19 protein-coding genes are annotated in these 22,989 nt (G+C 70.8%); 12 read left to right on the top strand and 7 right to left on the bottom strand.

Annotation, left to right across the window (positions count from 1 at the left end):
• Positions 1-27: 27 nt before the first annotated feature.
• Genes ACQPWU_RS34520 through ACQPWU_RS34510 form a run of 3 tightly spaced genes read left to right on the top strand, consistent with a single transcriptional unit; the run spans position 28 to position 4,135 of the window.
• Positions 28-408, top strand: coding sequence for an MFS transporter (locus ACQPWU_RS34520; protein WP_433429344.1), 381 nt, complete (start codon positions 28-30; stop codon positions 406-408).
• Positions 405-2,510 (top strand): hydantoinase/oxoprolinase family protein, encoded by a 2,106-nt coding sequence (locus ACQPWU_RS34515; protein ID WP_433429341.1) that lies wholly within the window; start codon positions 405-407, stop codon positions 2,508-2,510. The genes ACQPWU_RS34520 and ACQPWU_RS34515 overlap by 4 nt, the downstream gene beginning before the upstream one ends.
• The gene (locus tag ACQPWU_RS34510; RefSeq protein ID WP_433429338.1) at positions 2,507-4,135 is read left to right on the top strand and encodes a hydantoinase B/oxoprolinase family protein; all 1,629 of its coding nucleotides are present in this window, start codon (positions 2,507-2,509) and stop codon (positions 4,133-4,135) included. The genes ACQPWU_RS34515 and ACQPWU_RS34510 overlap by 4 nt, the downstream gene beginning before the upstream one ends.
• Here ACQPWU_RS34510 and ACQPWU_RS34505 read toward each other — a convergent pair.
• Together ACQPWU_RS34505 and ACQPWU_RS34500 are read right to left on the bottom strand one after the other, a co-directional pair.
• On the bottom strand, positions 4,125-5,423 hold the full coding sequence (locus ACQPWU_RS34505) for an MFS transporter (protein WP_433445355.1): 1,299 nt from the start codon (positions 5,421-5,423) through the stop codon (positions 4,125-4,127). The genes ACQPWU_RS34510 and ACQPWU_RS34505 overlap by 11 nt on opposite strands.
• A complete protein-coding gene (locus ACQPWU_RS34500; RefSeq protein WP_433429335.1) occupies positions 5,423-6,004 on the bottom strand; it encodes an ArsR/SmtB family transcription factor in 582 nt (193 codons plus the stop codon). The genes ACQPWU_RS34505 and ACQPWU_RS34500 overlap by 1 nt, the downstream gene beginning before the upstream one ends.
• A gap of 176 nt (positions 6,005-6,180) precedes the next feature.
• Between ACQPWU_RS34500 and ACQPWU_RS34495 the strand changes: the two genes are divergently transcribed.
• Positions 6,181-7,419 (top strand): hypothetical protein, encoded by a 1,239-nt coding sequence (locus ACQPWU_RS34495; RefSeq protein ID WP_433429333.1) that lies wholly within the window; start codon positions 6,181-6,183, stop codon positions 7,417-7,419.
• Here ACQPWU_RS34495 and ACQPWU_RS34490 read toward each other — a convergent pair.
• Positions 7,413-8,246 (bottom strand): metallophosphoesterase family protein, encoded by an 834-nt coding sequence (locus ACQPWU_RS34490; protein WP_433429331.1) that lies wholly within the window; start codon positions 8,244-8,246, stop codon positions 7,413-7,415. The genes ACQPWU_RS34495 and ACQPWU_RS34490 overlap by 7 nt on opposite strands.
• A gap of 108 nt (positions 8,247-8,354) precedes the next feature.
• Between ACQPWU_RS34490 and ACQPWU_RS34485 the strand changes: the two genes are divergently transcribed.
• Positions 8,355-8,975 (top strand): IMPACT family protein, encoded by a 621-nt coding sequence (locus ACQPWU_RS34485; protein ID WP_433429328.1) that lies wholly within the window; start codon positions 8,355-8,357, stop codon positions 8,973-8,975.
• On the opposite strand, the gene ACQPWU_RS34480 is transcribed toward ACQPWU_RS34485, so the two are convergent.
• A complete protein-coding gene (locus tag ACQPWU_RS34480) occupies positions 8,976-10,205 on the bottom strand; it encodes an isochorismate synthase (RefSeq protein WP_433429326.1) in 1,230 nt (409 codons plus the stop codon).
• Positions 10,206-10,422: 217 nt separating this feature from the next.
• On the opposite strand from ACQPWU_RS34480, the gene ACQPWU_RS34475 reads away from it, so the two are divergent.
• On the top strand, positions 10,423-11,256 hold the full coding sequence (locus ACQPWU_RS34475) for an SGNH/GDSL hydrolase family protein (RefSeq protein WP_433429324.1): 834 nt from the start codon (positions 10,423-10,425) through the stop codon (positions 11,254-11,256).
• A 9-nt stretch (positions 11,257-11,265) separates the two neighbouring features.
• Here ACQPWU_RS34475 and ACQPWU_RS34470 read toward each other — a convergent pair whose 3' ends face one another.
• Complete coding sequence (locus ACQPWU_RS34470; RefSeq protein ID WP_433429321.1) at positions 11,266-11,979, bottom strand: HNH endonuclease family protein; 714 nt, start codon at positions 11,977-11,979, stop codon at positions 11,266-11,268.
• 72 nt (positions 11,980-12,051) lie between these two features.
• On the opposite strand from ACQPWU_RS34470, the gene crcB (ACQPWU_RS34465) reads away from it, so the two are divergent.
• From crcB (ACQPWU_RS34465) to ACQPWU_RS34440, 6 genes are all read left to right on the top strand, one after another.
• The gene (gene crcB, locus ACQPWU_RS34465) at positions 12,052-12,513 is read left to right on the top strand and encodes a fluoride efflux transporter CrcB (RefSeq protein WP_433429319.1); all 462 of its coding nucleotides are present in this window, start codon (positions 12,052-12,054) and stop codon (positions 12,511-12,513) included.
• On the top strand, positions 12,510-12,866 hold the full coding sequence (crcB, locus tag ACQPWU_RS34460; protein WP_433429316.1) for a fluoride efflux transporter CrcB: 357 nt from the start codon (positions 12,510-12,512) through the stop codon (positions 12,864-12,866). The genes crcB (ACQPWU_RS34465) and crcB (ACQPWU_RS34460) overlap by 4 nt, the downstream gene beginning before the upstream one ends.
• Positions 12,867-13,004: 138 nt before the next feature.
• Positions 13,005-14,870 carry a GTP-binding protein gene (locus ACQPWU_RS34455; RefSeq protein WP_433429314.1) on the top strand — a complete coding sequence of 622 codons (1,866 nt, stop codon included), beginning with the start codon at positions 13,005-13,007 and terminating at the stop codon, positions 14,868-14,870.
• Between the two features lie 87 nt (positions 14,871-14,957).
• Positions 14,958-15,083: a hypothetical protein gene (locus tag ACQPWU_RS34450; protein WP_433429312.1), complete on the top strand. Its 126-nt coding sequence runs from the start codon at positions 14,958-14,960 to the stop codon at positions 15,081-15,083.
• 123 nt (positions 15,084-15,206) lie between these two features.
• Positions 15,207-18,317: a S41 family peptidase gene (locus tag ACQPWU_RS34445; protein WP_433429309.1), complete on the top strand. Its 3,111-nt coding sequence runs from the start codon at positions 15,207-15,209 to the stop codon at positions 18,315-18,317.
• Between the two features lie 155 nt (positions 18,318-18,472).
• The gene (locus ACQPWU_RS34440; protein ID WP_433429306.1) at positions 18,473-19,990 is read left to right on the top strand and encodes a glycosyltransferase family 4 protein; all 1,518 of its coding nucleotides are present in this window, start codon (positions 18,473-18,475) and stop codon (positions 19,988-19,990) included.
• A gap of 364 nt (positions 19,991-20,354) precedes the next feature.
• Here the strand turns inward: ACQPWU_RS34440 and ACQPWU_RS34435 are convergent, their stop codons facing one another.
• Both ACQPWU_RS34435 and ACQPWU_RS34430 read right to left on the bottom strand, forming a co-directional pair.
• On the bottom strand, positions 20,355-22,202 hold the full coding sequence (locus ACQPWU_RS34435) for a multicopper oxidase family protein (protein WP_433429304.1): 1,848 nt from the start codon (positions 22,200-22,202) through the stop codon (positions 20,355-20,357).
• Between the two features lie 223 nt (positions 22,203-22,425).
• Entirely contained in the window at positions 22,426-22,836 is a 411-nt protein-coding gene (locus ACQPWU_RS34430) for a hypothetical protein (protein ID WP_433429301.1), read from the bottom strand.
• Positions 22,837-22,989: the final 153 nt, after the last annotated feature.

The following is a 22,989-nucleotide window of genomic DNA, read 5'->3' as shown; positions in this document are numbered from 1 at the left end:
CAACTGTCGATCGGGTGGCCGATCGACATGCTGGCCGCGATCGGGGCGTCGGTGACGCTGGGCGACCTGGGCTGGCACGTCGTGATGATCGCCAGCGCGGTGGCGGGGCTGTGGGCGTTCGCGGTCCGCGCGTGGGTGCCGGAGTCGCCGTACTGGCTGGCCCCCCAGGGCCGCCGGGAGGAGGCCCGCGCGGTGCTGCGCACCCTGCGCACCCCGGCCGCCGTCGTGCTGCGGCCGCTGCTGGCGTCCGCTGAGCCCGCCCGGTACGGGACCCGTCAGAAGGTCCTGAGGCGACGTTCGGAGGGGCCGGCTGTGCGGGTGGCGTTGCGCGATGCACTGCAGGACGCCTCTCCCCGTGCGGGCCGCACATGCGGAGCAGACCCGGACAGCGTACGGTGCAGCGCATGAGTTATCGCGTCGCCATGGACATCGGCGGCACCTTCACCGACGTCGTGTGCTACGACGAGCGGAACGGCGCCGTCACCGCCTCGAAGGCGCCCACCACTCCGGGAGACCTGGCCGAGGGCGTGTTCGCCGCGCTCGGCCGGGTCGTGGACGACCCCGCGGGGATCTCGTTCTTCGTGCACGGCACCACGCAGGGACTGAACGCGCTGCTCGAGCGCAAGGGCGCCCGCGTGCTGCTGCTGGCGAGCCTGGGCGGCAGGGACGTCTACCAGATCGCCAGGGGCAACCGCGACCGCATGTTCGACCTGCGCTACCGCAAGCCCGTGCCGCTGGTGCCGCGCCAGGACGTCATGGAGGCGGGCGGCCGGCTGGACTACCGGGGGGAGGAGCTCGTGCCCCTCGACGAGGAGGCGGTGCGGGCGGCGGCGTGGCGGGCGCGTGCGGAGGGGTTCGACGCGGTGGCCGTGTCCCTGCTGTTCTCCTACGCGAACCCGGCGCACGAGCTGCGGGCGGGCGAGATCCTGCGGGAGGAGCTGGGCGACGCCGTGCTGGTCGTGCTCTCGCATGAGGTGGCGCGGGAGTGGCGCGAGTACGAGCGGACCTCGTCGGCGGTGCTGGAGGCGTACACCGGGCCTGTCGTGCGCCGCTACCTGGCCAGGATCGAGCGGCGCTTCGCCGAGCGGGGCCTGGCGGTGCCGGTGCACGTGATGCAGTCGTCGGGCGGGCTGGTCAACGCCTCGTACGCGATGCGCAGGCCGTTGCAGACGCTGCTGTCCGGGCCGGTGGGCGGCACGATGGGCGGGGTCGCGGCGACCCGGCTGCTCCGACGCGGACCCGGCGTCAATGAGGCAGGACGCGGACCCGGCGTCAATGAGGCAGGACGCGGAGCCGGCGTCATCGGGACGGGCCGGGACAACGCCATCTGCATCGACATGGGCGGCACGTCGTTCGACGTGTCACTCGTGGTGAACGGCAGGCCCGACGTGAGCGCCGAAGCCAGCATCGAGGGTTATCCGGTGCTCATGCCGATCGTGAACCTGCACACCATCGGCGCGGGCGGCGGCTCGATCGCCTACGCCGAGGCGGGCGCGCTGCGCGTGGGGCCCGAGTCGGCCGGCGCCGTGCCGGGGCCCGCCTGCTACGGCAGGGGCGGTACGCGGGCCACGGTGACCGACGCGAACGTGGTGCTCGGCCGGGTGGATCCGGCCTGGTTCGCGGGCGGGCTGATGACGCTGGACGTGGAGGCGGCGGGTACGGCGATCGCCACGCTGGCCGACGAGCTCGACCTCGATCCGCTGCTGCTCGCCGAGGGCATCTGCGACGTGGCCAACGCCAAGATGGCGCAGGCGATCCGCACGCTGACCGTGGAGCACGGGATCGAGCCGCGGGAGTTCGCGCTGGTGGCGTTCGGGGGCGCGGGGCCGATGCACGCCGCGTTCATCGCGCGGGAGCTGGGGATCTCCGAGGTGGTGGTGCCGCGCTTCCCTGGGGCGTTCTCGGCGTGGGGGATGCTGGAGGCCGACGTGCGCCGGGATCTGACGCATCCGTACTTCCGGTCGCAGGACGTGCTCGACGGCCCCGACATGTCCCGAAATTTCGTGACATTGGAGGAGGAGGCCCTTGCGGCGCTCTCCGCCCAGGGCGTGCCGGAGGGGCGGCGCCGGGTCGAGCACGCCGTGGACATGCGCTACGAGGGGCAGGACTACACGCTGACGATCCCCCTGCGCGACGCGGCCGAGCCCGCCGAACCGGGGTTCCTCGAGGCCATCGCGGCCCGTTACGCCGAGGCGCACACCAGCCGCTACGGGCACGCCACCCCGGAGGCGCCGGTGGAGTTCGTCATGCTGCGCAGCACCGGGTTCGGCTCGTTCCCGCGCACCGCCGCCGCTTCGCCGGAGGTCCCCGAGGGGCAGGCGGAGCACGTACGGGATGTGATCTTCGATGGGGCCGTGCACAGCACGCCCGTGCTGCGGCGCTCCAGCCTGGACGGCGAGCTGGCCGGGCCCGCGATCGTGGTCGAGGAGACCGCGACCACGGTCATCCCGCCCGGCTGTGTGGCCACCGTGGACCCCAACGGCTTTCTCATCATGAAGGTGGACCAGTGATCGACCCCGTCACCACGGAGATCATCCGCTGCGCCCTGCTGCAGGCGGCCGAGGACATGAACACCACGCTCATCCGCAGCTCCTACACCCCCGTCATCTACGAGGCCAAGGACTGCGCCGTCGCGCTGCTCGACCGCGACCACAACGTGCTGGGCCAGTCGTCCGGGCTACCGATCTTCCTGGGCAACCTGGAGGTGTGCACCCGCGAGACCGAGCGCCTGTACGGGCGGGAGGTCTGGCAGGAGGGCGATGTATGGGTGCTCAACGACTCGTACATCGGCGGCACCCACCTCAACGACGTCACCGTCTACGGGCCGATCTTCGTGGATGGGGAGCTGGCCGGGTTCGCGGCGTCGCGGGCGCACTGGCTGGACGTCGGCTCCAAGGACCCGGGCGGCTCGATGGACTCGACGTCGATCTTCCAGGAGGGCCTGCGGATGGGCCCGGTGAAGGTGTACGCGGGCGGCGAGCCCTGCCGCGACCTGCACGAGGTGATCGCCCGCAACGTACGCTTCCCGCACGCCACGCTCGGCGACCTGCGCGCCCAGGTGAGCTGTGCCATGACGGGGCAGCGGCGGCTGAAGGAGATCGTCTCCCGGTGGGGCCTGGAGACGGTCCAGGCGGCCCGTGACGAGATCTTCGCCCAGACCGAGCGCATGGAGCGCGCGGCCATCGCGGCCATCCCCGACGGCGTCTACGAGGCGTCCGGCCACCTCGACAACGACGGCATCGACCTGGACGCCCCCCTCCCCGTCAACGTCACGATCGCGGTGTCGGGCGAGTCGATGCACGTGGACCTGACCGACTGCGCCGACCAGGCGCTCGGCCCGGTCAACTGCGGCGCGGCCCAGGCCGTGGCCGCCGTCCGCGTCGGCTACAAGCTGCTGGTCTCGGGCGACGTGCCGCTCAACGGGGGCTCGTTCCGGCCGCTGTCGGTGGACACGCGGCCGGGCTCGATGCTGGCCGCCGAGTCGCCCGCCGCCTGCCAGTACTACTACTCGCACCTGGGGCTGCTCATCGACCTGGTGGTCAAGGCGCTGGCGCCGGTGCTGCCGGACAAGGCGGCCGCCGCCTCGTACGGGGACTCGATGATCGTGCAGTTCACCGGCACGGACCCCCGTACCGGCAAGCTGTACGTCTCCCAGGAGGCCACGGTCGGCGGCTGGGGCGCCTGGGAGGGCGGCGACGGCGAGACCTGCCTGATCAACAACGTCAACGGCGCGCTGCGGGACATGCCCATCGAGGTGCTGGAGACCCTGTTCCCGGTACGCGTGCGCCGCTACGAGATCCGCCCCGACACCGGCGGCGCGGGGCAGTGGCGGGGCGGGAACGGGGTGGTGCGCGAGTACGAGTTCTCCGGCGACACGTCGCTGTCGCTGTGGTTCGAGCGCTCGGTCACCCCGGCGTGGGGCCTGGCGGGTGGCGAACCGGGCGCGCCGCCCCGCGTCACCCTCAACCCGGGCACCCCGGACGCCCACGAGATGCTCAAGGTCAACGCGCTGCCGGTCAAGGCGGGGGACGTGCTGCGCTGTGAGTCGGGCGGCGGCGGCGGCTACGGCCCCGCCGAGCGCCGCTCCCACACGGCCACGGCCGCCGACCTGGCCCAGGGCATGATCACCCGCTGAGCCGGTCACCCGCCGTACCGGTGCTCTCCTCCGGCGCCGGTACGGCTGGGGGACCCTGCCCGCGCAGCCGGTCCATCTCCCGCCATTCGCGACGCAGCCCGGTCAGGCTCGTGGTGAGCCCGTAGGCGACCCCGGACACCACCAGCACGGGCGCCAGGCCCACCGCCGTCACGGCGGCCCCGCCCAGCAGCCCGCCCAGCGGGATGCCGGCCCAGGCCAGCGAGCTCTGCAGGGCGTTCACCCGGCCCAGCAGGTGACGGGGCACCCGCTCGTACGAGATCGCGCCCAGGATCGGGTTGAGAAAACCGCTGGCGAACCCGCACATCGCGAACACGGACACCATCGCCCACACCGGCACATCCGTGGCCAGGATGAGGAAGTGCGGCGGCCCGGCGATCAGGAACGCCACGAAGAACACCGGCCTGCGCCGCATCCGGTGCGCCACCATGGCGGCCACCAGGCTGCCCCCGACCGCGGTCAGCCCCATCACGCTGCTGTTCAGCCCGAGGACGGCGGGGCCGTAACCGGACTCCTTCGCCCACACGGGCGCGAGCACCTGGCTGAAGGCCGCGTCCAGCAGGTTCGTGACGCCGACCATGACGACGATCGCGAGCAGCAGCGGCTCGCCGCGCAGGAACGCGAAGCCCTGGCCGAACCGCCGCCAGTACCCCTCCTGCTGCTCTCCTGCCCCGGGTGCGCGGTGCCCCATGCCGCGCGGCAGCGCCGCGGCCACGACCGCCGAGCCGAGCGCGAAGCAGACCGCGCTGATGACCAGGCTGGCCAGCGGGCCGAGCAGCGCCACCATCGCGCCGCCCACCCCGGGACCCACCGTCGAGGCCAGCCGCTCCGTCACGCCCATCAGCCCGGTGGCCCGCTCCAGCGGCACCCGCCCGCGCTCGGCCGCCTCCGGGACCATGGTCTCCTTGGCCAGGTCCCCGGGTCCGCGGGCCGCGCCGATCACCGCGACGAGAGCGATGAGCGCGCCCAGCGGCAGCAGGTGGGCCACGTGCAGCAGGACCACCGCGGCGGCGGCCGAGGCGCTCACGACGTCGCTGACCCATGAGATCCGGCGCGGCCCCGCCCGGTCGACGAGTGGCCCGGTCAGCGCCTTGACCAGCACGTACGGGGCCATCTCCGCGAACGCCACCACCCCCGTCAACGCGGCGCTCCCGGTGCTCGTCAGCACGAACCAGGGCAGCGCGATGGCCGACACGCGGGTGGCGGTCATCGACACGGTCATGGCCGCGAGCACCCCGGCCATCGGGCGCAAGGACCGGCGCGGCTCCATCACGACTCCGGATCGTCCAGTTCGGGCAGCACCTGCGGTATCAGGTAGACCCGGACCGCCTCCGGCGGCGCCTCCTCGCCGTCACGCCGGTAGCGTTCGACGAGCTCGATCAGGTCCTCCCGCAGCTGTTCCGCCTCCTCCAGGGTGAGGCGGAACGCGTAGGAGCTGAGGTCGAGCACGTGCCGCCACGGCTTCGGCATGGTCTGCAGCTCGTTGAGCGCCTGCTGGACGCGCAGGTTGTAGAGGGCTGCGATGGACCGCATGTAGGCCAGCACCGCCTCGGGCTCGCGCTCGGACAGCCCGTCCTCGTCCTTGAGGCGCGTCGTCCGGTGGATCGAGCGCCACCAGCGCTCCCGCGCGTTGCCGCGCTCGGTGTCCTCCTCGACGAACCCGGCGGCGGCGAGCCTGCGCAGGTGATAGCTGGCCGTCCCCGAGTTCACCCCCAGACGTTCGGCCAGGCGGGTGGCGGTGGACGGGCCGTGCTTGCGCAGCAGGTCCACGAGCTGCACCCGTACGGGATGGGCGAGGGCCCGCAGGCCCTTGGCGTCGAGGACGACCACGCTCTCATGGGATCGCGTCATGCCTGGAAGGCTAAACCGCAAACACTTCTTCGCAAAGAGTTCTTCGCGAAGAAGTGTTTGCGGTTTCGCGCCCGAAAGAGATCACGAACCGCTCTCCGGCCGGTGAGAATGATCACCACGGGGACGCTCGGGGGTGCCGCGTCTCCAGGGACATCGTTCTGACGGAAGGACCGACAGTGCGTCATTCACCGACCCGCCTGCTCGCCGGCGGCGCCGCGCTCGCCATGGCCGTCACGGGGGCCGCCATTCTCATGCCGGTGTCGCCCGCCGCGGCCTCAAGGGTGGAGGCGACCTGCGCCAACACCGCCGCCGACGCCCAGACCCTGCAGACCGCGATCGACTCCTCCAAGGAGGGCGACGAGGTCGTCATCAAGGGGCCGTGCCTGATCAACGCCACGATCAGCCTGCCGGACCGGCGCACGTACCGAGGTGACGCCAAGGCCGGGGCGGTGCTCAGGCAGGCCGACGGCGCCAACCTGCCCGCGGTGCTCGCCTCGGAGGGCTGGGTCAAGAACACCGACACCAGCGGCGACACGATCCGCGTGGAGAAGCTCACGATCGACGGCAACCGGGACAACAACACCGGTACCGTGGGGCTGCTGCTGCGCTCGTGGAACACCCGCGTGTACGACGTGGACATCTTCGGCACGCCGTCCGACGGCATCCGCATCAGCAACCCGTCACAGAACGGCACGCTGCTCAAGAACACGATGGTCAACAGCGTCATCAGCGACGTCTACATCGAGGGCGCCGCCGAGGCGGGGCTGCGGGTCGTCGACCCCGGCAACTCCGTCACCGACTGGACGCTGCAGCGCTCCTGGATCGGCTTCAGCGGGACGCACGCCGTCCAGAGCGACAACGCGGCCGGCTGGACGTTCAGCGACCTGCACCTGTACGCGACGCCCAAGAACGCCATCGACGCCCACCGCTGCTTCGGCACCTCGATCCAGAACAACTACATCGAGGACTTCGGCGCCCAGAGCACGGCGAACCAGACGTACTACGGCATCCGCTGCGACCTCCAGGGCGAGGCCAACACGACGATCACCGCCAACCGAATCCACAAGTTCCTGCCGCCGCCGGAGGCGCTGGCGGCGCTGCGCAAGGCACTGGGCAAGGCCCGGCGGGAGGGCTCGGCGCCGCCGGAGCGCACGTACACCGCCACGGGGCCGCTGCCGGCGGACGTGAACTTCGTCTACCTCGCCCTGGACGCGGTCAACTACGGCACCGGCCACGCGGCGATCACCGGCAACACCATCCTGGGCCACGGCACCAAGCGTGAGACGGGCATCCTGCTGAGCAAGGGCGACGGGGAAGGCGAGGCGATGTCCGTCGCCTCCAGCGGCAACCTGATCGACGGCATCGGCGTGCCGCGCAAGATCGGGCGCGGGGTGAAGGTCACGAGAGGTTACTGAAGGACCTCGCGCAGCAGCTTGGGGCCGCCCGGCCGGCGACGCCACTCCCTCGGGTAACCGAGCGACACCTCCTCGAAGCGCACGCCGTCGTACCAGGTGACGCGGGGGATGTGGAGGTGACCGTAGATCACGGCGGCGGTCGGGTGGCGCGTGTGCCACTCCCTGGTGGCCGTCGTGCCGCACCACTGGGCGAACTCGGGGTAACGCAGGATGTCGGTCGGCTCGCGTACCAGGGGATAGTGGTTCACGAAGACCAGCGGCACGTCGTCGAGCCCGGCCAGCCGCCGCTCGGTGAGCTCCACCCGGGCCTGGCACCACGCCTCACGGCTCGGGTGGGGGTCGGGGTGCAGGAGGTACTCGTCGGTGCAGATCACCCCGGTGCTGTGGGCGTACGCGAGCGCGCTCTCCTTGGTGAGGTGGCCCGCCGGCAGGAACGTGTAGTCGTAGAGCAGGAAGAGAGGCACGATCCTGACCGGTCCGCCCGCCCCCTCCCATACGGGGTATTCGTCTTCCGGGGTGAGGACGCCCAGGTCCCTGCACATGCTCACCAGGTGCTCGTAGCGGGCGGCGCCGCGCAGGTCCGGCGGGTCGTCCGGCGGGGTCCACAGCTCGTGGTTGCCCGGCACCCAGACGACCCGCTCGAAGCGGCCCGCCAGCAGCTCCAGCGCCCAGGCGATGTCCGCCAGCCGCTCGCCGACGTCGCCGGCGACCAGCAGCCAGTCGCCCGGGGTGGCCGGTTTCAGCTCCTGCACGATGGCCCGGTTCTCCGCGTAACCGACGTGCAGGTCGCTGATGGCCAGCAACCTGCTCCCGCCTTCTCTGGGCAACGGGCTTACCTCCTTCGCGCGTGACTACGAGCATGCCACGCGGCAGGCAGGCGTCACAGGGTGCGGGTGGTGCCCTCGCCGCCACCACAGCCGAATACGCTGTCGAATGTGCCCGCGCCCTACCTCACCCTCGCCGCCGTCGTCGAGCACGAGACGGAGGCCAGGCGCTCGCGCTTCATCTGCGCCCTGGCGCCCGCGCGCAGCGTCGAGGAGGCGGTCGCGTTCATCGGGGAGCGGCGCCAGAAGCATCCCGGCGCGAACCACAACTGCACCGCCTACGTCATCGGCCGGCGCGTGCAGAAGGGCGACGACGACGGCGAGCCGGGCGGCACCGCCGGCACGCCGATGGTGCAGGCCCTGGTGGGCAGGGGGTTCAGTGACGTGGTCGCCGTGGTGACCCGCTACTTCGGCGGCACCCTGCTGGGGGCGGGCGGCCTGGTGCGCGCGTACGGCTCCGCCGTGACCGAGACCCTCGACCGGGCCGAGCCGGTGCGGATGGTTCCGGCCAAGCTCGTGCGCGTCGCGGTGGCACACGACCAGGCCGGGCGGGTGGAGAACGACCTGCGGGCCTCCCGCCACCCTGTGCGCGACGTGACGTACGCGGGCGAGGTCACCTTCACCGTCGCCGTGGGCGAGGACGAGGTGGCGCCGTTCGCGGACTGGGTGGCCACGCTGACCGCGGGCCGGGCGCGCGTGGACGTGGGCGACGACATCCACGTCCCCGCCTGATCAGCCCTCCAGGGCGTACTGCATGACGCGGAACTTGGCCTGGGCCTCCGCCAGCTCAGAGGCCGGGTCGGAGTCGCCCATGATGCCGCCGCCCGCGAACAGGCGGGCCCGGCGGCCCTGCACGAGCCCCGAGCGCAGCGCGATGCCCCACTCGCCGTCGCCGTGGGCGTCGATCCACCCGACGGGTCCCGCGTATCCGGCCCTGTCCATGCCCTCCAGCTCGCGGATGACCTCGATCGCGGTGCGGGTCGGGGTGCCGCCGACGGCGGCCGTGGGGTGCATGGCCGCGACCACGTCGAGCACCGACGCCCCATCGGCCAGCCGCCCGCTGACGTGGCTGGCCAGGTGCTGCACGTTGGGCAGTACCAGCAGCTCGGGCTCGTCGGGCGTCTCCAGCAGGGAGCACAGCGGGGCGAGGGCCTGGCGGACCGAGGCGATCGCGCACTCGTGCTCGTGGCGGTCCTTGGGCGAGGCGAACAGCGCGGCCCCGCGCGCGAAGTCGTCGGCCGGGCCCATGCCGCGGGCGGTGGTGCCGGCCAGCACGAGCGACTCGATCTCCTGGCCGGTGCGCCGGATCAGCAGCTCGGGCGTCGCCCCGACCAGCCCCGCGACGGAGAAGGTGTAGCACTCGGGATAGCGCCGGGCCAGCCGCGTGAGCAGCAGCCGTACGTCGATGGGCCGTTCGGCGGTGGCGACCAGGTCGCGCGCCAGCACGACCTTCTCCAGCTCGCCGTCACGGATGCGCTTGGCGGCCCTGGCCACGACCTCCTCCCACTCCGGAGCGGTCAGGCTGCCGTCGCCGTAGCGGATGCGGCCGGGGTCGCGGACGGGGGAGAACGTCTCGAGCGGTCCGTCGCCGATCGTGGTGAGCCAGGCGTGGCCGCCGCGCCGGGCCAGCACGGTGCGCGGGACGACGAGGACCGACCCGTGGGCGTCCTCGTCGAAAGTGAAGCTGCCGAAGGCGACGGGGCCGGAGCCGGGCGTACGCACCGCGTCGTTGACGTGGGCGTCGCCGAACACCGTGGCCAGCCACTGGCGGGCCCAGGCGAACCTGCCCGGGCCCGGGGGCACGGCCACCCGTGCGGCCTCTCCCCAGCCGACGAGGCCCTCGCCGTTTCTGACCCAGGCGTAGGGCGCCGTCCTGGGCAGGGATGCCAGCAGGTCGCCGGGGTCACCGATGGGGGTGGTGCGAACCGGTAGCGGGCGGGTTGTTCCGAGCGCGACACTCACCCAAGACACTCTATGCGGGAACTGAACACGTTCGACTCGGACCCCCGTGAATGCGAGGTTACGGACAATGAACCCGGAAAAACCCGGGCGCTGAGCTGTATTCGCCCCGACCTGATCGCGTCCGGCCTGTCAAGCAGCGATATGAAGTCGGTCCCGAAATCACAGACCTTGCCGAAACGCCATAGCCTGCCGATGATCCACTTCCTACCTTGGGTCCATGATCAGTCGCCTGGGCTCCGTGCTCGCCGCATTGATTCTCGTCTTCACCACCGGTCCGGCGCAGGCCGCGACGGGTGAGCCCGTGCCCACGGTCATGGCCGCGCTCGGGGACTCGATCTCCACCGGCTTCAACGCCTGCGGCCTGTACATCTCCTGCAGCGCGCGCTCGTGGTCGACCGGCGACAACCCGCAGGTGGCCAGCCACTACGTGCGCCTGTCCAAAATGTCTGGAACGCTCCAGAAGCACAACCTCAACTTCGCCGCCCCCGGATCGACCAGCGCCGACCTGCTCGGCCAGGTCCGCAAGGCGGTCGAGGCCAAGGCCGACTACGTGACGATCCTCGTGGGCGCCCAGGACGCGTGCACCCGCACCGAGCAGGCCATGACGCCCGTCAAGACCTACCGTCAGCGGATGGACACGGCGCTGGCCGAACTGCGCGCCGGGCTGCCGGCGGTCAGGGTGTTCATCGCCAGCATCCCCGACCTGCGGCGGCTGTGGAAGGTCGGCAAGGCCCGTGCGCTGGCCCGCACGTTCTGGACCGTAGGCCACATCTGCCAGTCCATGCTCGCCAAGCCCGCCTCGACCAAGCGGGCCGACGTCCAGCGCCGCGACCGGGTACGGGAGCGGGTCATGGCCTACAACCACGAGGCGGCCGAGGCGTGCGCCGCCTTCGGCTCCGCCTGCCACACCGACGGGGGCGCGGTGTTCTCGTTCGCGTTCACGCTCGACCACCTCAGCGGGTGGGACTACTTCCACCCGAACACGAACGGGCAGCGGATCCTGGCGAAGCTGACGTTCGAGCACGGATTCACCTGGAGCGACCCCCGCTGACGGCCCCCGCTAACGGCACTGGGTGAGCATCATCTTCTTGTCGGCTCCACGGACGGGCACGTCGTACTTGAGCGCGACCTGCGCGAAGCGGGTGACGTACGCGCACCGGATGCGCCGCTGCGGCGGCAGCCAGCTCGCCGGTCCCGAGGCGTCCTTCTGCTCGTTGGCGTCGCCGTCCACGGGCAGCAGGTTCAGCGGGTCGTTGGCGAAGTCCAGCCGCTTGGACATCGGCCAGCGCGGCGCTCCCATGCGCCAGGCGTAGTTGAGCGGCACCACGTGATCGACCTGCACCTCGTCGGGATTGTCCTTGTGCCAGTGAATGGTCCTGCCGGTGTAGGGGTCGCTCAGCTCCATGGAGACGACCTCGCAGCCGGAGCCCGCCCGGTACTTCACGTTCCGGCCGTCGCGGGCCAGCAGGTCGTCGCGGGTGCGGCAGCCGTTGCGCGCGTACGGCACGCCGATCGCGCTGTCGGCCCAGTTCTCGCCGTACCGGGTGCGCTCGTACCCGGTGTTGGGGCCGAAGCCCTTGACGCGCAGGCGCTTGATGAGGTCGCGTGCTCTGGCCTTGTCGGCGTCGGCGATGATGGGTGCCAGGCCGGGCAGCGTGCCGCTGGCGTTGCCCAGCGGGCTCGCCGCGGTGGCCGGGCTGGTCTTGGCACTGCCGACGAAGGAAACGACGATGATGGCTCCCGCCAGAAGGGCAATGGCGTCCTTCGTGCTCAAGCAGGCCTCCGAACATCCAAGGTTGTCTAGAGAAATTCCCGGCATCGGGTGCTTTGACACAGGGAGGGTTATGTGACTGATCGCCCGATCGACCCGGACGTCGATCTCCACGTCCCGGCCCAGCGCACGGAGCTGCACTGGCCCGTGCTCGCGGCCATCGCGGCCGGCGGCGCGCTGGGCGCCCTGGCACGCTACGGCCTGCAGTCGGCGCTGCCCGCGGGACCGGCGGACTTCCCGTGGGCGACCTTCCTCGTCAACGTGTCGGGCTGCCTGCTGATCGGGGTGCTCATGGTGGTCATCACGGAGGTGCGGCAGGCGCACCGGCTCGTACGGCCGTTCCTGGGCGTGGGGGTGCTGGGCGGATACACGACCTTCTCGACGTACGTGGTGGACGTTCAGCGGGCGGTCGAGGCGGGAGCGCCGCTGACGGGGCTGGTCTATCTGGCGGCCACGATGGCGGCGGCGCTCGCGGCCGTGGCCGCGGGCATGTGGCTGACCAGGCGGATCGCCGGGAAGCCGGCGGGCGTGCGATGACGGTGGTGCTGATCGTTCTGGGAGCGGCGGTCGGAGCGCCGCTGCGTTATCTGGCGGACCGGGCGGTGCAGGCGCGGCACGACACGGTGTTCCCGTGGGGGACGCTGGCGGTGAACGTGGCCGGGTCGGCGCTGCTGGGCTTCCTGGCCGCGCTGCCCGCGGGAGGCGGGCTCATGGCGCTGGCGGGCACCGGGTTCTGCGGGGCGCTGACGACGTACTCGACGTTCGGATACGAGACGGTACGGCTGATGGAAGAGGGTGCGCGCTTCCACGCGGTGGCCAACGCGGCCGCCGGCGTGGTGGCCGGCCTCGGTGCGGCCTACTGCGGCGCGGCCCTGGCCCAGGCCCTCTGAAAATCGTTGGCCTCCGCTCGATCGGCGGTGGCACGATGGGCGGGCATTCGCCCGCCGACGATCAGGAGCATGAGATGCGGTGCCCCGGAATCTCCCAGCGCCCCATTGGCACGAGAGTTCCCGAGGGCTTCCGCCACCATGCACATCCTGAACATCGGCATCCTCGCGCACGTAGACGCGGGCAAGACCAGCCTCACTGAGCGGCTGCTGTTCGAGACCGGCGTCATCGACCGGCTCGGCAGCGTCGACGAGGGCAGCACACAGACCGACACCGGCGAGATCGAGCGCCGTCGCGGCATCACCATCCGCGCGGCCGTCGCCTCCTTCAGCCATCCAGGCACCCTGGGCGACCTGCGGGTCAACCTGGTCGACACACCCGGCCACAGCGACTTCGTGGCCGAGGTGGAGCGCGCGCTCGGCGTGCTCGACGGCGCCGTGCTGGTGCTGTCTGCCGTCGAGGGCGTCCAGCCGCACACCCGGGTCCTGATGAAGACCCTGCGCAAGCTGCGCCTGCCCACGCTGATCTTCGTGAACAAGATCGACCGGGCGGGCGCCAGGGAGCGGGAGCTGCTGGCCGACATCCGGCGGCGGCTCTCGCCGTACAGCGTCGCACTGAACACCGTGCGGGACCTGGGCTCGAAGGCGGCCACCACAGCCGGCGTCGCCTCCCCGGAGGAGGCGGCCGAGGTGCTCGCCGAGCGGGACGACGGGCTCCTGGAACTGCTCGTCGAGGGCAAGACGCCCGACTTCGGCCAGGTACGCGCGGCGCTGGGGCGGCAGTGCGCCGCCGGGGAGGCGTACCCGGTGCTGTTCGGCTCGGCGCTGACCGGGCAGGGCGTCGCCGAGCTGCTCGACGGCATCCACCTGCTGCCCGCCGTGCGCCAGCCGGACGGGCCCCCGGAGGAGGCGGCGCGGGCGTCGGTGTTCGCGATCGAGCGGGCGCCGTCCGGGGAGAAGGTCGCCTACCTGCGGGTACGCGGGGGAGCGCTCCGCGCTCGCGAGCACCTGACCTTCCACCGGGGGCGTGAGGCGTACGACGGGCGGCTGACCGCTCTCGCCGTCGCCGGCGTGCCCGAACGGCGGCACGCGGTGGCGGGCGACATCGTCAAGGTCTGGGGCGTGCCCGAGATCCGCGTCGGAGACCACGTGGGCGAGCCGGGGCGTGCTCATCAGGCGCACTTCACCCCGCCCAGCCTGGAGACGGTCGTACGGCCCCGCGTCCCCGGCCAGGAGCCGCGCCTGCACGCCGCCCTGGTCGCGCTGGCCGAGCAGGATCCGCTGATCGGCACCCGCACGCTGGCCGGCGGCGAGACCTCGGTCCTGCTCTACGGGGAGGTCCAGAAGGAGGTCATCGGCGAGACCCTGGCCAGGGACTTCGGCGTCGAGGCGGTCTTCGAGCCGAGCCGCCCCGTCTACTTCGAACGCCCGTCAGGCGCCGCCGAGGCCGTCGAGGAGATCCGGCGGCACGGCCCCAACGAGTTCATGGCCACCGTCGGCCTGCGCGTCGAGCGGGGCGCGAAAGGGTCGGGTGTCGGCTACCGGCTGGAGGTCGATCTCGGGTCGCTGCCGCTGGCGTTCCATCGGGCGATCGAGGAGAGCGTGCGCCTGGCGCTGCGCGAGGGCCCGCAGGGCTGGCCGGTCACCGACGTCCTGGTCACGCTGACCAGGACCGGCTACGACTCGCCCATCACCGTCGCGGCCGACTTCCGCGGCCGCACCCCGATCGTGCTCATGCGCGCCCTGCGCCTGGCGGGCACCACCGTGTACGAGCCCTGCCACCGTTTCGAGCTGGAGGTGCCGCTGGAGGCGTTCAGCGCGGCCACCGCCGGGCTCGCGGCGCTGGGCGGTGAGGTACGCGACGCCCGGCGCCGCGACGACACCTGGGTGCTGGAGGGGGAGATCCCGGCGGCCGCGGTGCACGAGTTCGAGCGGCGACTGCCGGGACTGTCGCACGGCGAGGGCGTGTGGTGGTCCGCGGCGGCCGGCGACCGGCCCACCCGATAGGCGGTATGTCGGGTATCGCCGTTTGATGGGTATTAAGGGGCACAGTGCACCATTCGGGGGGCACACGTCCGTACAGGGGGGATTCCCATGGCAGACACGAAGAAGAAACCCGCCGCCAAGTCCGGCAAGTCGAAGAAGCAGTCCATCAAGAGCAGCCGGCAGAACAAGGAGACCAAGAAGGAGACGCGAAAGTCGTCCCCGGGCGAGGAATGACCCCTCGCTGCTGCCCGGCCGGACGGCTGGGCGGCAGCGGCGACTCGTCACACCCGAGTGACAGGATCTGACAGCCGGGGGCCTCGCGCTCCCGGCTGTCGGTTCGATCGTGGAGCTGTCCTCATGTCGGCCTACCTGCGTTTCCCCGCCGTCTTCCAGGACGTGGTCGTCTTCGCCGCCGAGGATGACCTCTGGATGGTGTCCGCCCAGGGCGGGCGGGCCTTCCGGCTGACCACCGGGCTCGCCGAGGCGGGCTATCCGCGCATCTCGCCGCGCGGTGACCAGCTCGCGTTCGTCGGCCGCGAGGAGGGCCCGGAAGAGGTGTACGTCATGCCGTCCAACGGCGGCGCGGCCCGCCGGGTCACCTTCCACGGCGCCCGCTGCACGGTCACCGGCTGGGACCCCGAAGGGCGCATCCTGTACGCCAGCGACGCGGCCCAGCCGTTCGAGGGCCGCAAGTGGCTGCACCGCGTCGCGCCGGGCGGGGTCCCCGAGCGGCTCCCGTACGGGCCGGCCAACTCGATCGCGTACGGGCCCGAAGGCATGATCGTGCTCGGCCGCAACACCGCCGACCCCGCACGGTGGAAGCGCTACCGCGGCGGCACGGTCGGCGACCTGTGGATCGACCCGCGCGGCGACGGCGAGTTCCGGCGGCTGATCAGGCTGCCGGGAAACCTGGCCTCGCCCTGCTGGAGCGGCGGCCGGGTGTGCTTCATCTCCGACCACGAGGGCGTCGGCAACGTCTACTCGTGCGCCCCCGACGGCCAGGACCTGCGCAAGCACACCCACCACGACGACTACTACGCGCGCAACCTGTCCGGCGACGGGCACCGGCTGGTCTACCACGCGGGCGCCGACCTCTACCTGCTCGAGCCGGGCGAGCCGGCGCGCAAGCTGGACGTGCTGCTGGCCAGCTCCAGGACCCAGCGCAACCGCAGGTTCGTCGATCCCGCCGACTACCTCGACAGCGCCACGCTCAGCCCCGACGGCAGCGCGCTGGCCGTCACGGCGCGCGGCAAGGCGTACGCGATGGCCGACTGGGAGGGGGCCGTGCAGCAGTACGGCTCGCCCGACGGCGTCCGCTACCGGTTCCTGACCTGGCTCAACGACGGCGCCCGGCTGATCGCGGCGGCCAGTGACGACGGCGACGAGGAGCGCCTGGTCATCCTCGAGGGTCACGAGGGCGGCGGTGGCACGGAGGTGGCCAGGCTGGGACGGGTCAACGCCCTCGTCCCCGACCCGGCGCACGACCGGGTGGCCGTCGTCAACCACCGCCACGAGCTGCACCTGCTCGACCTGGCCACGGGCGAGGCGGAGCTGGTCGAAGCCAACCCGCACGGCGCGCCGGACGACCCGGCCTGGTCGCACGACGGGCGGTGGCTGGCGTACACGAGCCCGCTCAACTCCCAGTCCAGCGCGATCAAGCTCCACCACCCCGAGACGGGGCGGACGGTGCAGGCCACGGAGCCGGTGCTGGAGGACTCGATGCCGGCGTTCGACCCGCAGGGCCGCTACCTCTACTTCATCGGCCAGCGGACCTTCTCGCCCGTCTACGACCAGCTCCAGTTCGACCTGGGCTTCCCCCTGGGCACCCGCCCGTACGCGGTGGCGCTGCGCGCGGACGTGCCCGACCCGTTCGTGCCCCTGCAGCGGCCCCTGGCGGAAAGCGACGAGGACGACGACTCCGGCGAGCCCGAGCCGCTGCGCGTGGACGTCGAAGGGCTGGCCCGGCGCGTCACCGCGTTCCCGCTGCCCGAGGGGCGCTACGAGCGGGTGGCCGGGCTCAAGGGCAAGGCGCTGATCCTGACCAGCCCGCTCGAGGGCGAGAACTCCCTGCATCTGTACGACTTCGCCAAGGGCAAGAACGAGCCGTTCGCCGACGGCGTCACCGACTTCGAGCTGGGCCGCGACCACAAGACACTGCTGTACCGCGCGGGCTCGAGACTGCGGGTGGTCAAGGCGTGGGAGGCGCCGGGCGACGAGGAGACGCCGGGGCGCGAGAGCGGCTGGGTCGACCTGTCGCGGATCAAGGTGTCGGTCTGCCCGGAGGCGGAGTGGCGGCAGATGTTCCGCGAGGCGTGGCGGCTGCAGCTGGAGAACTTCTGGACCGAGGACATGGCGGGCGTCGACTGGCCGGCCGTCTACGACCGATACCGGCCGCTGGTGGAGCGGGTCACGACCCGCGGCGAGTTCTCCGACCTGCTGTGGGAGCTGCACGGCGAGCTGGCCACGAGCCACGCCTACGAGAGCGGCGGCGAATACCGCCCCGGCCCCGACTACAGCCAGGGCAAGCTGGGCGTCGACTGGGACTTCCGCGACGGCGTCTACCACATCCGCTCCATCGTGACCGGTGACCCGTGGGATCCCAAGGCGACCTCGCCACTGAACCGGCTCGGTCTCGACGTACGTACGGGTGACGCGGTCCTGGCCATCGACGGCGCGCCCATCGGAACGGCCGCCACTCCGAACGAGCGCCTGGTCAACCATGCCGGCGAAGAGGTCGAACTGACACTGCGCCGTGAGGACCGGGTGTTCACGGTCACCGTGCGCACCATCGCCGACGAGCAGCCGGCCCGCTACCGCGACTGGGTGAACCTCAACCGCGCCGAGTGCCACGAGCGCTCCGGCGGGCGCGTGGGCTACGTGCACGTGCCCGACATGGGGGCCGACGGGTTCGGGGAGTTCCACCGGGGGTTCCTGGCCGAGTACGGCCGCCAGGCGCTCATCGTGGACGTGCGCTTCAACGGCGGCGGCCACGTCTCGGCGCTGCTGCTGGAGAAGCTGGCCAGGCGGCGGCTCGGCTACGACTATCCGCGCTGGGGCGACCCGGAGCCGTACCCGCCGGAGTCGCCGCGCGGGCCGCTGGTGGCGATCACCAATGAGTGGGCGGGCTCCGACGGCGACATCTTCAGCCACACCTTCAAGCTGCTGAAGCTGGGGCCGCTGGTCGGCAAGCGCACCTGGGGCGGCGTCATCGGCATCTGGCCGCGCCACCAGCTCGCCGACGGCACGGTCACGACGCAGCCCGAGTTCTCCTTCGCCTTCGACGACGTCGGCTGGCAGGTCGAGAACTACGGCACCGATCCCGACATCGAGGTCGACATCACCCCGCAGGACTACGCCAGAGGCGTGGACACGCAGCTCGAGCGGGCCATCGACGTGGCGCTCGACCTGCTGGCCGAGCAGCCGCCGCACACTCCTGATCCCCGCCTTAGGCCGCGCATGCAACCTTAGAGACATTGCGGGCGTCTAACGATCATAGGTGGGGTTAGCGCATAGGGGATGAACATATGCACTCCGCCGAAGCGGGACAATAAGCCGGTGGTGAGGCTCCTCGCCACCGGCCATGTGTGTTGGGACTTCTTCCGGCGATAAAAGGGGACTGTCAGGTGCGCGCACTGGCACGCAAGGGAAAGTCGGCCGCGGTCCGGCTGTATCGGGGGTACAACCGGCGCAAGGCGCAGAACGCGCCCCCGCCGTCGACCGGGCAGGTCCGCATCCTGCTCCTGCACGCCTACGGGATGGGCGGGACGATCAGGACCGTGTTCAACCTGGCCAGCTATCTGGCCAACGAGCACGACGTCGAGATCGTGAGCATCCTGAAGGAGGCCGAGGAGCCGTTCTTCCCCATCGACCCGCGGGTGAAGTTCCGCTTCCTGGACGACCGGCTCCATCCCAGCCCCGACCCGGTGCGCGCGATGTTGTCGAAGATGCCGAGCCGGCTCATCCCCAAGGAGGAGTCGGCGTACCACCGCTTCAATCTGTGGACCGACCTCAGGCTGGCCCGCTACATCCGCTCGCTCGACACCGGCGTGCTGATGGCGACCCGGCCGGGGCTCAACCTGGCGGTGGCCCAGCTGGCCCTGCCCGGCGTCATCACGGTCGGGCAGGAGCACGTGGCGCTGCGCACCCAGTCCGAGCCGATGCAGGAGCTCATCAAGTGGCGCTATCGCCGCCTCGACGCCCTGGTCACGCTCACCAAGGCCGACCTGCGCGACTACCGTGAGACGCTGCCGAAGAAGCCGCGCAAGCTGGCCCGCATCCCCAACGCCGTACCCCCGATGACCGGTGGCGTGTCCAAGCTGGATGCCAAGGTCGTCGTCGCGGTCGGCAGGATGACCCGCATCAAGGGCTTCCACCGGCTCATCACCGCCTGGGAGACGGTCGCCGCCGCCCATCCCGACTGGAAGCTGCGCATCTACGGCGCCGGGCCGCAGGAGGAGAACCTCGCGCAGCAGATCGTGGAGGCGGGGCTGGAGGGCAAGGTCGAGCTGCCCGGGTCCACCTCCGACGTGGGGGCCGCGCTGGAGAAGGCGTCGATCTTCGTGCTGAGCTCCCGGCATGAGGGCTTCCCGATGACGATCCTTGAGGCGATGGCCAAGGGGCTGGCGATCGTCAGCTTCAACAGCCCGCACGGGCCCAAGGAGATGATCACGCACGAGGTCGACGGGCTGCTGGTCAAGCCACGCACCAACGCCAACCTGGCGTCCTCGATCATCCGGGTGATCGAGGACGAGCAGCTGCGGCGGAGCCTGGCGGAGGGGGCGCTGGAGACGGCGCGTACGTACGACGTGGATGTGATCGGGGAGAAGTGGGACGCGCTGCTGGGGGAGCTGCTGGCGCGCCGCAACGGCACGTACGTCCGGCCGGAGCGCCCGCCCGCCGAGCCGCCCGCCGAGCCGTCGGACGATGCCGCCCCGGCGACAGGTCGGGGTGGCGACGCCGCTCCTGCGGCGGGGCCGGGTGAGGCGTCACCCACTGCGACGGCAGCGACCGGGGCGGGACGGGGCGAGACGACACTGGACCGCACTCACCCGTCCGATGCCGCACCAGCCGACGCCCCACGGTCAGAGGCGCCGTCCACCGATCCGCCTCACGTCAGCGGGGTCAGCGGCGAGAGGTCCTGACCTTTACCGCCGCGCGGTCGAAAAGGGGCTGGAAGCTGTCCTGAACTATCGAGGCAGCACTCTGCACGAACTCCCAGAGCAGTCACGGAGAACCCGTCATCCGTGCCGCATCGTGTCGCGGGACGGCAAGATCGCACACCAAGGAAGGCGCACAAAAAGCCAGGCCAGAACGTGTCTGGCCTGGCTGGTGCCAGGGAGGGCCTACGCCTGGCGCGACTTGGTCCGCCGCCAAGTGGCACTTCCTGGAGCACTGTTCGCACGACGCCTTTGCGCATGACGGGCCGCACCGTGGTGGCCTTTGCAGCGTGTCGTGAGGCTGGGAGAACCGGGTGGCCTTCACGCTGGAGGGCCACCCGGTTTCTTTCTACGGCTGGCGTATCAACGCGTCGAGTTGGACCTGGTTGTGGACCAACGGTAGTTGGTTTTGCGGCGTGTTGCCGATTACCAGCGGCCGCATCATCTCGATAGCACCGCCCGTGCTCGCTCCGTCCTCGTGGGACATGATGTGGCAGTGCCAGACGGATGACCCGCCGACGGTGAACCTCTCCACCCAGACAGTGATGTAGTCGGGCGGGGACACGATCGTTTCCTTCGGGCCGGTTTCGTAAGGAGCCGGTGGCATGAACTGTCCGATCTCCAACGGTACCTGGTTGCCGGTGTTAGGGTCGGGGTCGCTCCACTTGGTGACGGGCCAGCGGCCGATCAGCCGCATTTCGACGAGATGCAGGTGGATCGGATGAGAGTCTGGGCTGTGGTTGCGCATGGCCCATGCCTCGGTCGAGTTCAGCTGCGGTGTCTCGGTGGCCGTGTTGGCCGGCCCGTAGTTCAGTAGTTGGTTCTTGTCCCCGAGCTGTGGGGCACCGGGGATGACCTCACCGGCCTGAACGGTCCGCAGTCTGGCTTGGGCGAGGAGGGCGGCGGGTGGGAGCTGGTTGTTGCTCTCCGGCAGCGTGTCTGGAACTCGGGAGCGGTCTGGCGAGCTGGTCGAAGGGCCAACGTCGAACCGCATGAGCTGCGGAATCCCAGCCCCGTTGGGATCAACGCCATCTAGCGCGCCGAAGGGCGCCGGGGCGTTGTTGGCCAGCACCCAGTTCTGTGAACGGTGGCCGGTGAAGTCGATGACCACCTTGTACCGCTCGCCTGGGGCGACAAGCAGCTCGTTGACCTCGGCAGGGTGAAGCAGGTACCCCGAGTCACTGGCCACCACGGTCATCTTGGGAGCAGATGCCGGCAAGCCGCTGGTTTGCCTCAGGCTCAGGCGGTAGAAGCGGGAATCTGATCCGTTGATGAAGGTGAAGGTGTACCGCCGCGGTTCCACCGTCTGCTTCGGGGCGACAATACCGTTGATCACCGGGAGGTCGCCGAAGAATTCGGGATCGGCGTGGCTGTAGCACAGCGTCTTGTCGGCGTTGAAGGACTTGTCCTGCAGCACGTAGGCCTTGGCGAAGTCGCCGGTGGGTAGGCCGAACTGCTGCTCCCGCCGGTCGGTGTTGGGTATGAACCCTGCCAGCCCCTCGTACGCGTGGTACGAGGTCTGCGCGTCAATGTGGTCGTGGTACCACAGAGGTGCTGCGGCCTGGTTATTCGGATAGTGCTGGGTCTGCGAGCCGCCGGGTGGGACTTCCACTCCGATGGGCGCGGGTGCTCCGTCGCTTTCTGCCGGCTGCAGGCCGCCGTGACGGTGCAGCGTGAGCCTGTTGTCGTTGTTCGGCTGGTCGAACGGGAATATCTGGGTTCCCGCCGCCGGCAGGGCGTTGATCACCTTCACGTCGACCGGCCGGTTCTCTCGCGTGACGATCGTCGGGCCGAGGAAGTCCATCACGGCGTCACCGCCGCCGCCACCGCCGCCGCCACCTCCGCCACCGCCGCTGCCGCCACCACCGCCGCCGCCACCTCCGCCACCGCCGCTGCCGGACGCGCTGTAACCCAGCGTGGTTACTTCGGGCCAGTCGTTCGCTGGAGAGAACGAATGCATACCCACGTGCGCGGTGAGGGTGTAATGATCACGCCCGTGGTCGGTGTTGTCAGGCGTCGCCACCTTCGGCTGCGGAACCTCATCCTGGTAGAACTCCACCTGCGGCGACGGGCCGCATGGTGTGGATGGTTGCGCGACCTTCGCGGTCGAGGATCCGGCAGCAACTGGCGGTCCGGCCCAGACCGGCGAGCCGCTGCCCACCATCGCCACACTGGTGAGCCCCACCACCAGACTCACCCGTATGGGACGTTTGGCAGGTCGCCAGACCTGTCGGTGCGCTGTCGTGTTGAACAAGGTACTTCCCCCGTAGATGCGAGCATGTCCGAGTTCCGCGGAACTTCGGTGGCGGCCCCTGATCGTCAGGCCGCGTCGCTGGTCTGATTCTGAGCTACGGGTGTGGCGTTTTCACGGAACCGGCGTTCCAGCGTGGCGCGCGGCTTGGACAGGTGCAGATGGCCGTTCACACGGCGGAACTGACCATGCCGGCAGCGCGCACGCGCTGCGCCACCGGCGAGCGCAGCTTGTCCGGTAGCCGGTCCTGAACGTCTCTGATCTTGTGTTCCTGGCGTCTCTGGATCAACGGTTTGGGGAACACACCGCGCACCGTCCTGGACCCCGTCCAGCACGGCCAGGATCGGCCAGGTGACGTCCTGTCGTGGACGACCACGACCGCCTGGTGGGCATCCTCGGCCGCCACGACCTGATCAAGGTATTCGTCCGCACCGACCAGGACCTCGCCGACGAGATCCGGCACGATCTCGACCACCACCTCGCCTGGATCGACGCCTCCCAGGTCCAGGCCAAGGTCAAAGACGGCGTCGTCACTCTCCAGGGGCGCACCCGCACCCACTCCGAACGCCGTGCTCATCATCCACTCCGCGGACCGCGTCAACGGCGTCGTGGACGTGCGAGACAAGCTGTCCTGGGACGAGGACGACCTCTGATTGTCCGGCCAAGCAAATTCCGTACCTGCCGGTTCGTGAGCCACGCACGCGCGCGTCTCGCCGTACGCCGCGCTGACTTA

It is taken from the genome of Nonomuraea sp. CA-141351 (assembly GCF_050944675.1).
Taxonomy (GTDB): domain Bacteria; phylum Actinomycetota; class Actinomycetes; order Streptosporangiales; family Streptosporangiaceae; genus Nonomuraea.
Note: the sequence above shows the minus strand (reverse complement) of the source record. Positions and strands in the feature narration are given on the sequence as shown.

Excerpts from the sequence above, each read along its gene's own strand:
- ACQPWU_RS34520 (WP_433429344.1), top strand. The coding sequence starts at position 28 with ATGCTGGCCGCGATCGGGGCGTCGGTGACGCTGGGCGACCTGGGCTGG.
- ACQPWU_RS34515 (WP_433429341.1), top strand. The coding sequence starts at position 405 with ATGAGTTATCGCGTCGCCATGGACATCGGCGGCACCTTCACCGACGTC.
- ACQPWU_RS34505 (WP_433445355.1), bottom strand. The coding sequence starts at position 5,423 with ATGGAGCCGCGCCGGTCCTTGCGCCCGATGGCCGGGGTGCTCGCGGCC.
- ACQPWU_RS34500 (WP_433429335.1), bottom strand. The coding sequence starts at position 6,004 with ATGACGCGATCCCATGAGAGCGTGGTCGTCCTCGACGCCAAGGGCCTG.
- ACQPWU_RS34475 (WP_433429324.1), top strand. The coding sequence starts at position 10,423 with ATGATCAGTCGCCTGGGCTCCGTGCTCGCCGCATTGATTCTCGTCTTC.
- crcB (WP_433429316.1), top strand. The coding sequence starts at position 12,510 with ATGACGGTGGTGCTGATCGTTCTGGGAGCGGCGGTCGGAGCGCCGCTG.
- ACQPWU_RS34455 (WP_433429314.1), top strand. The coding sequence starts at position 13,005 with ATGCACATCCTGAACATCGGCATCCTCGCGCACGTAGACGCGGGCAAG.
- ACQPWU_RS34450 (WP_433429312.1), top strand. The coding sequence starts at position 14,958 with ATGGCAGACACGAAGAAGAAACCCGCCGCCAAGTCCGGCAAGTCGAAG.
- ACQPWU_RS34445 (WP_433429309.1), top strand. The coding sequence starts at position 15,207 with ATGTCGGCCTACCTGCGTTTCCCCGCCGTCTTCCAGGACGTGGTCGTC.
- ACQPWU_RS34430 (WP_433429301.1), bottom strand. The coding sequence starts at position 22,836 with ATGATGAGCACGGCGTTCGGAGTGGGTGCGGGTGCGCCCCTGGAGAGT.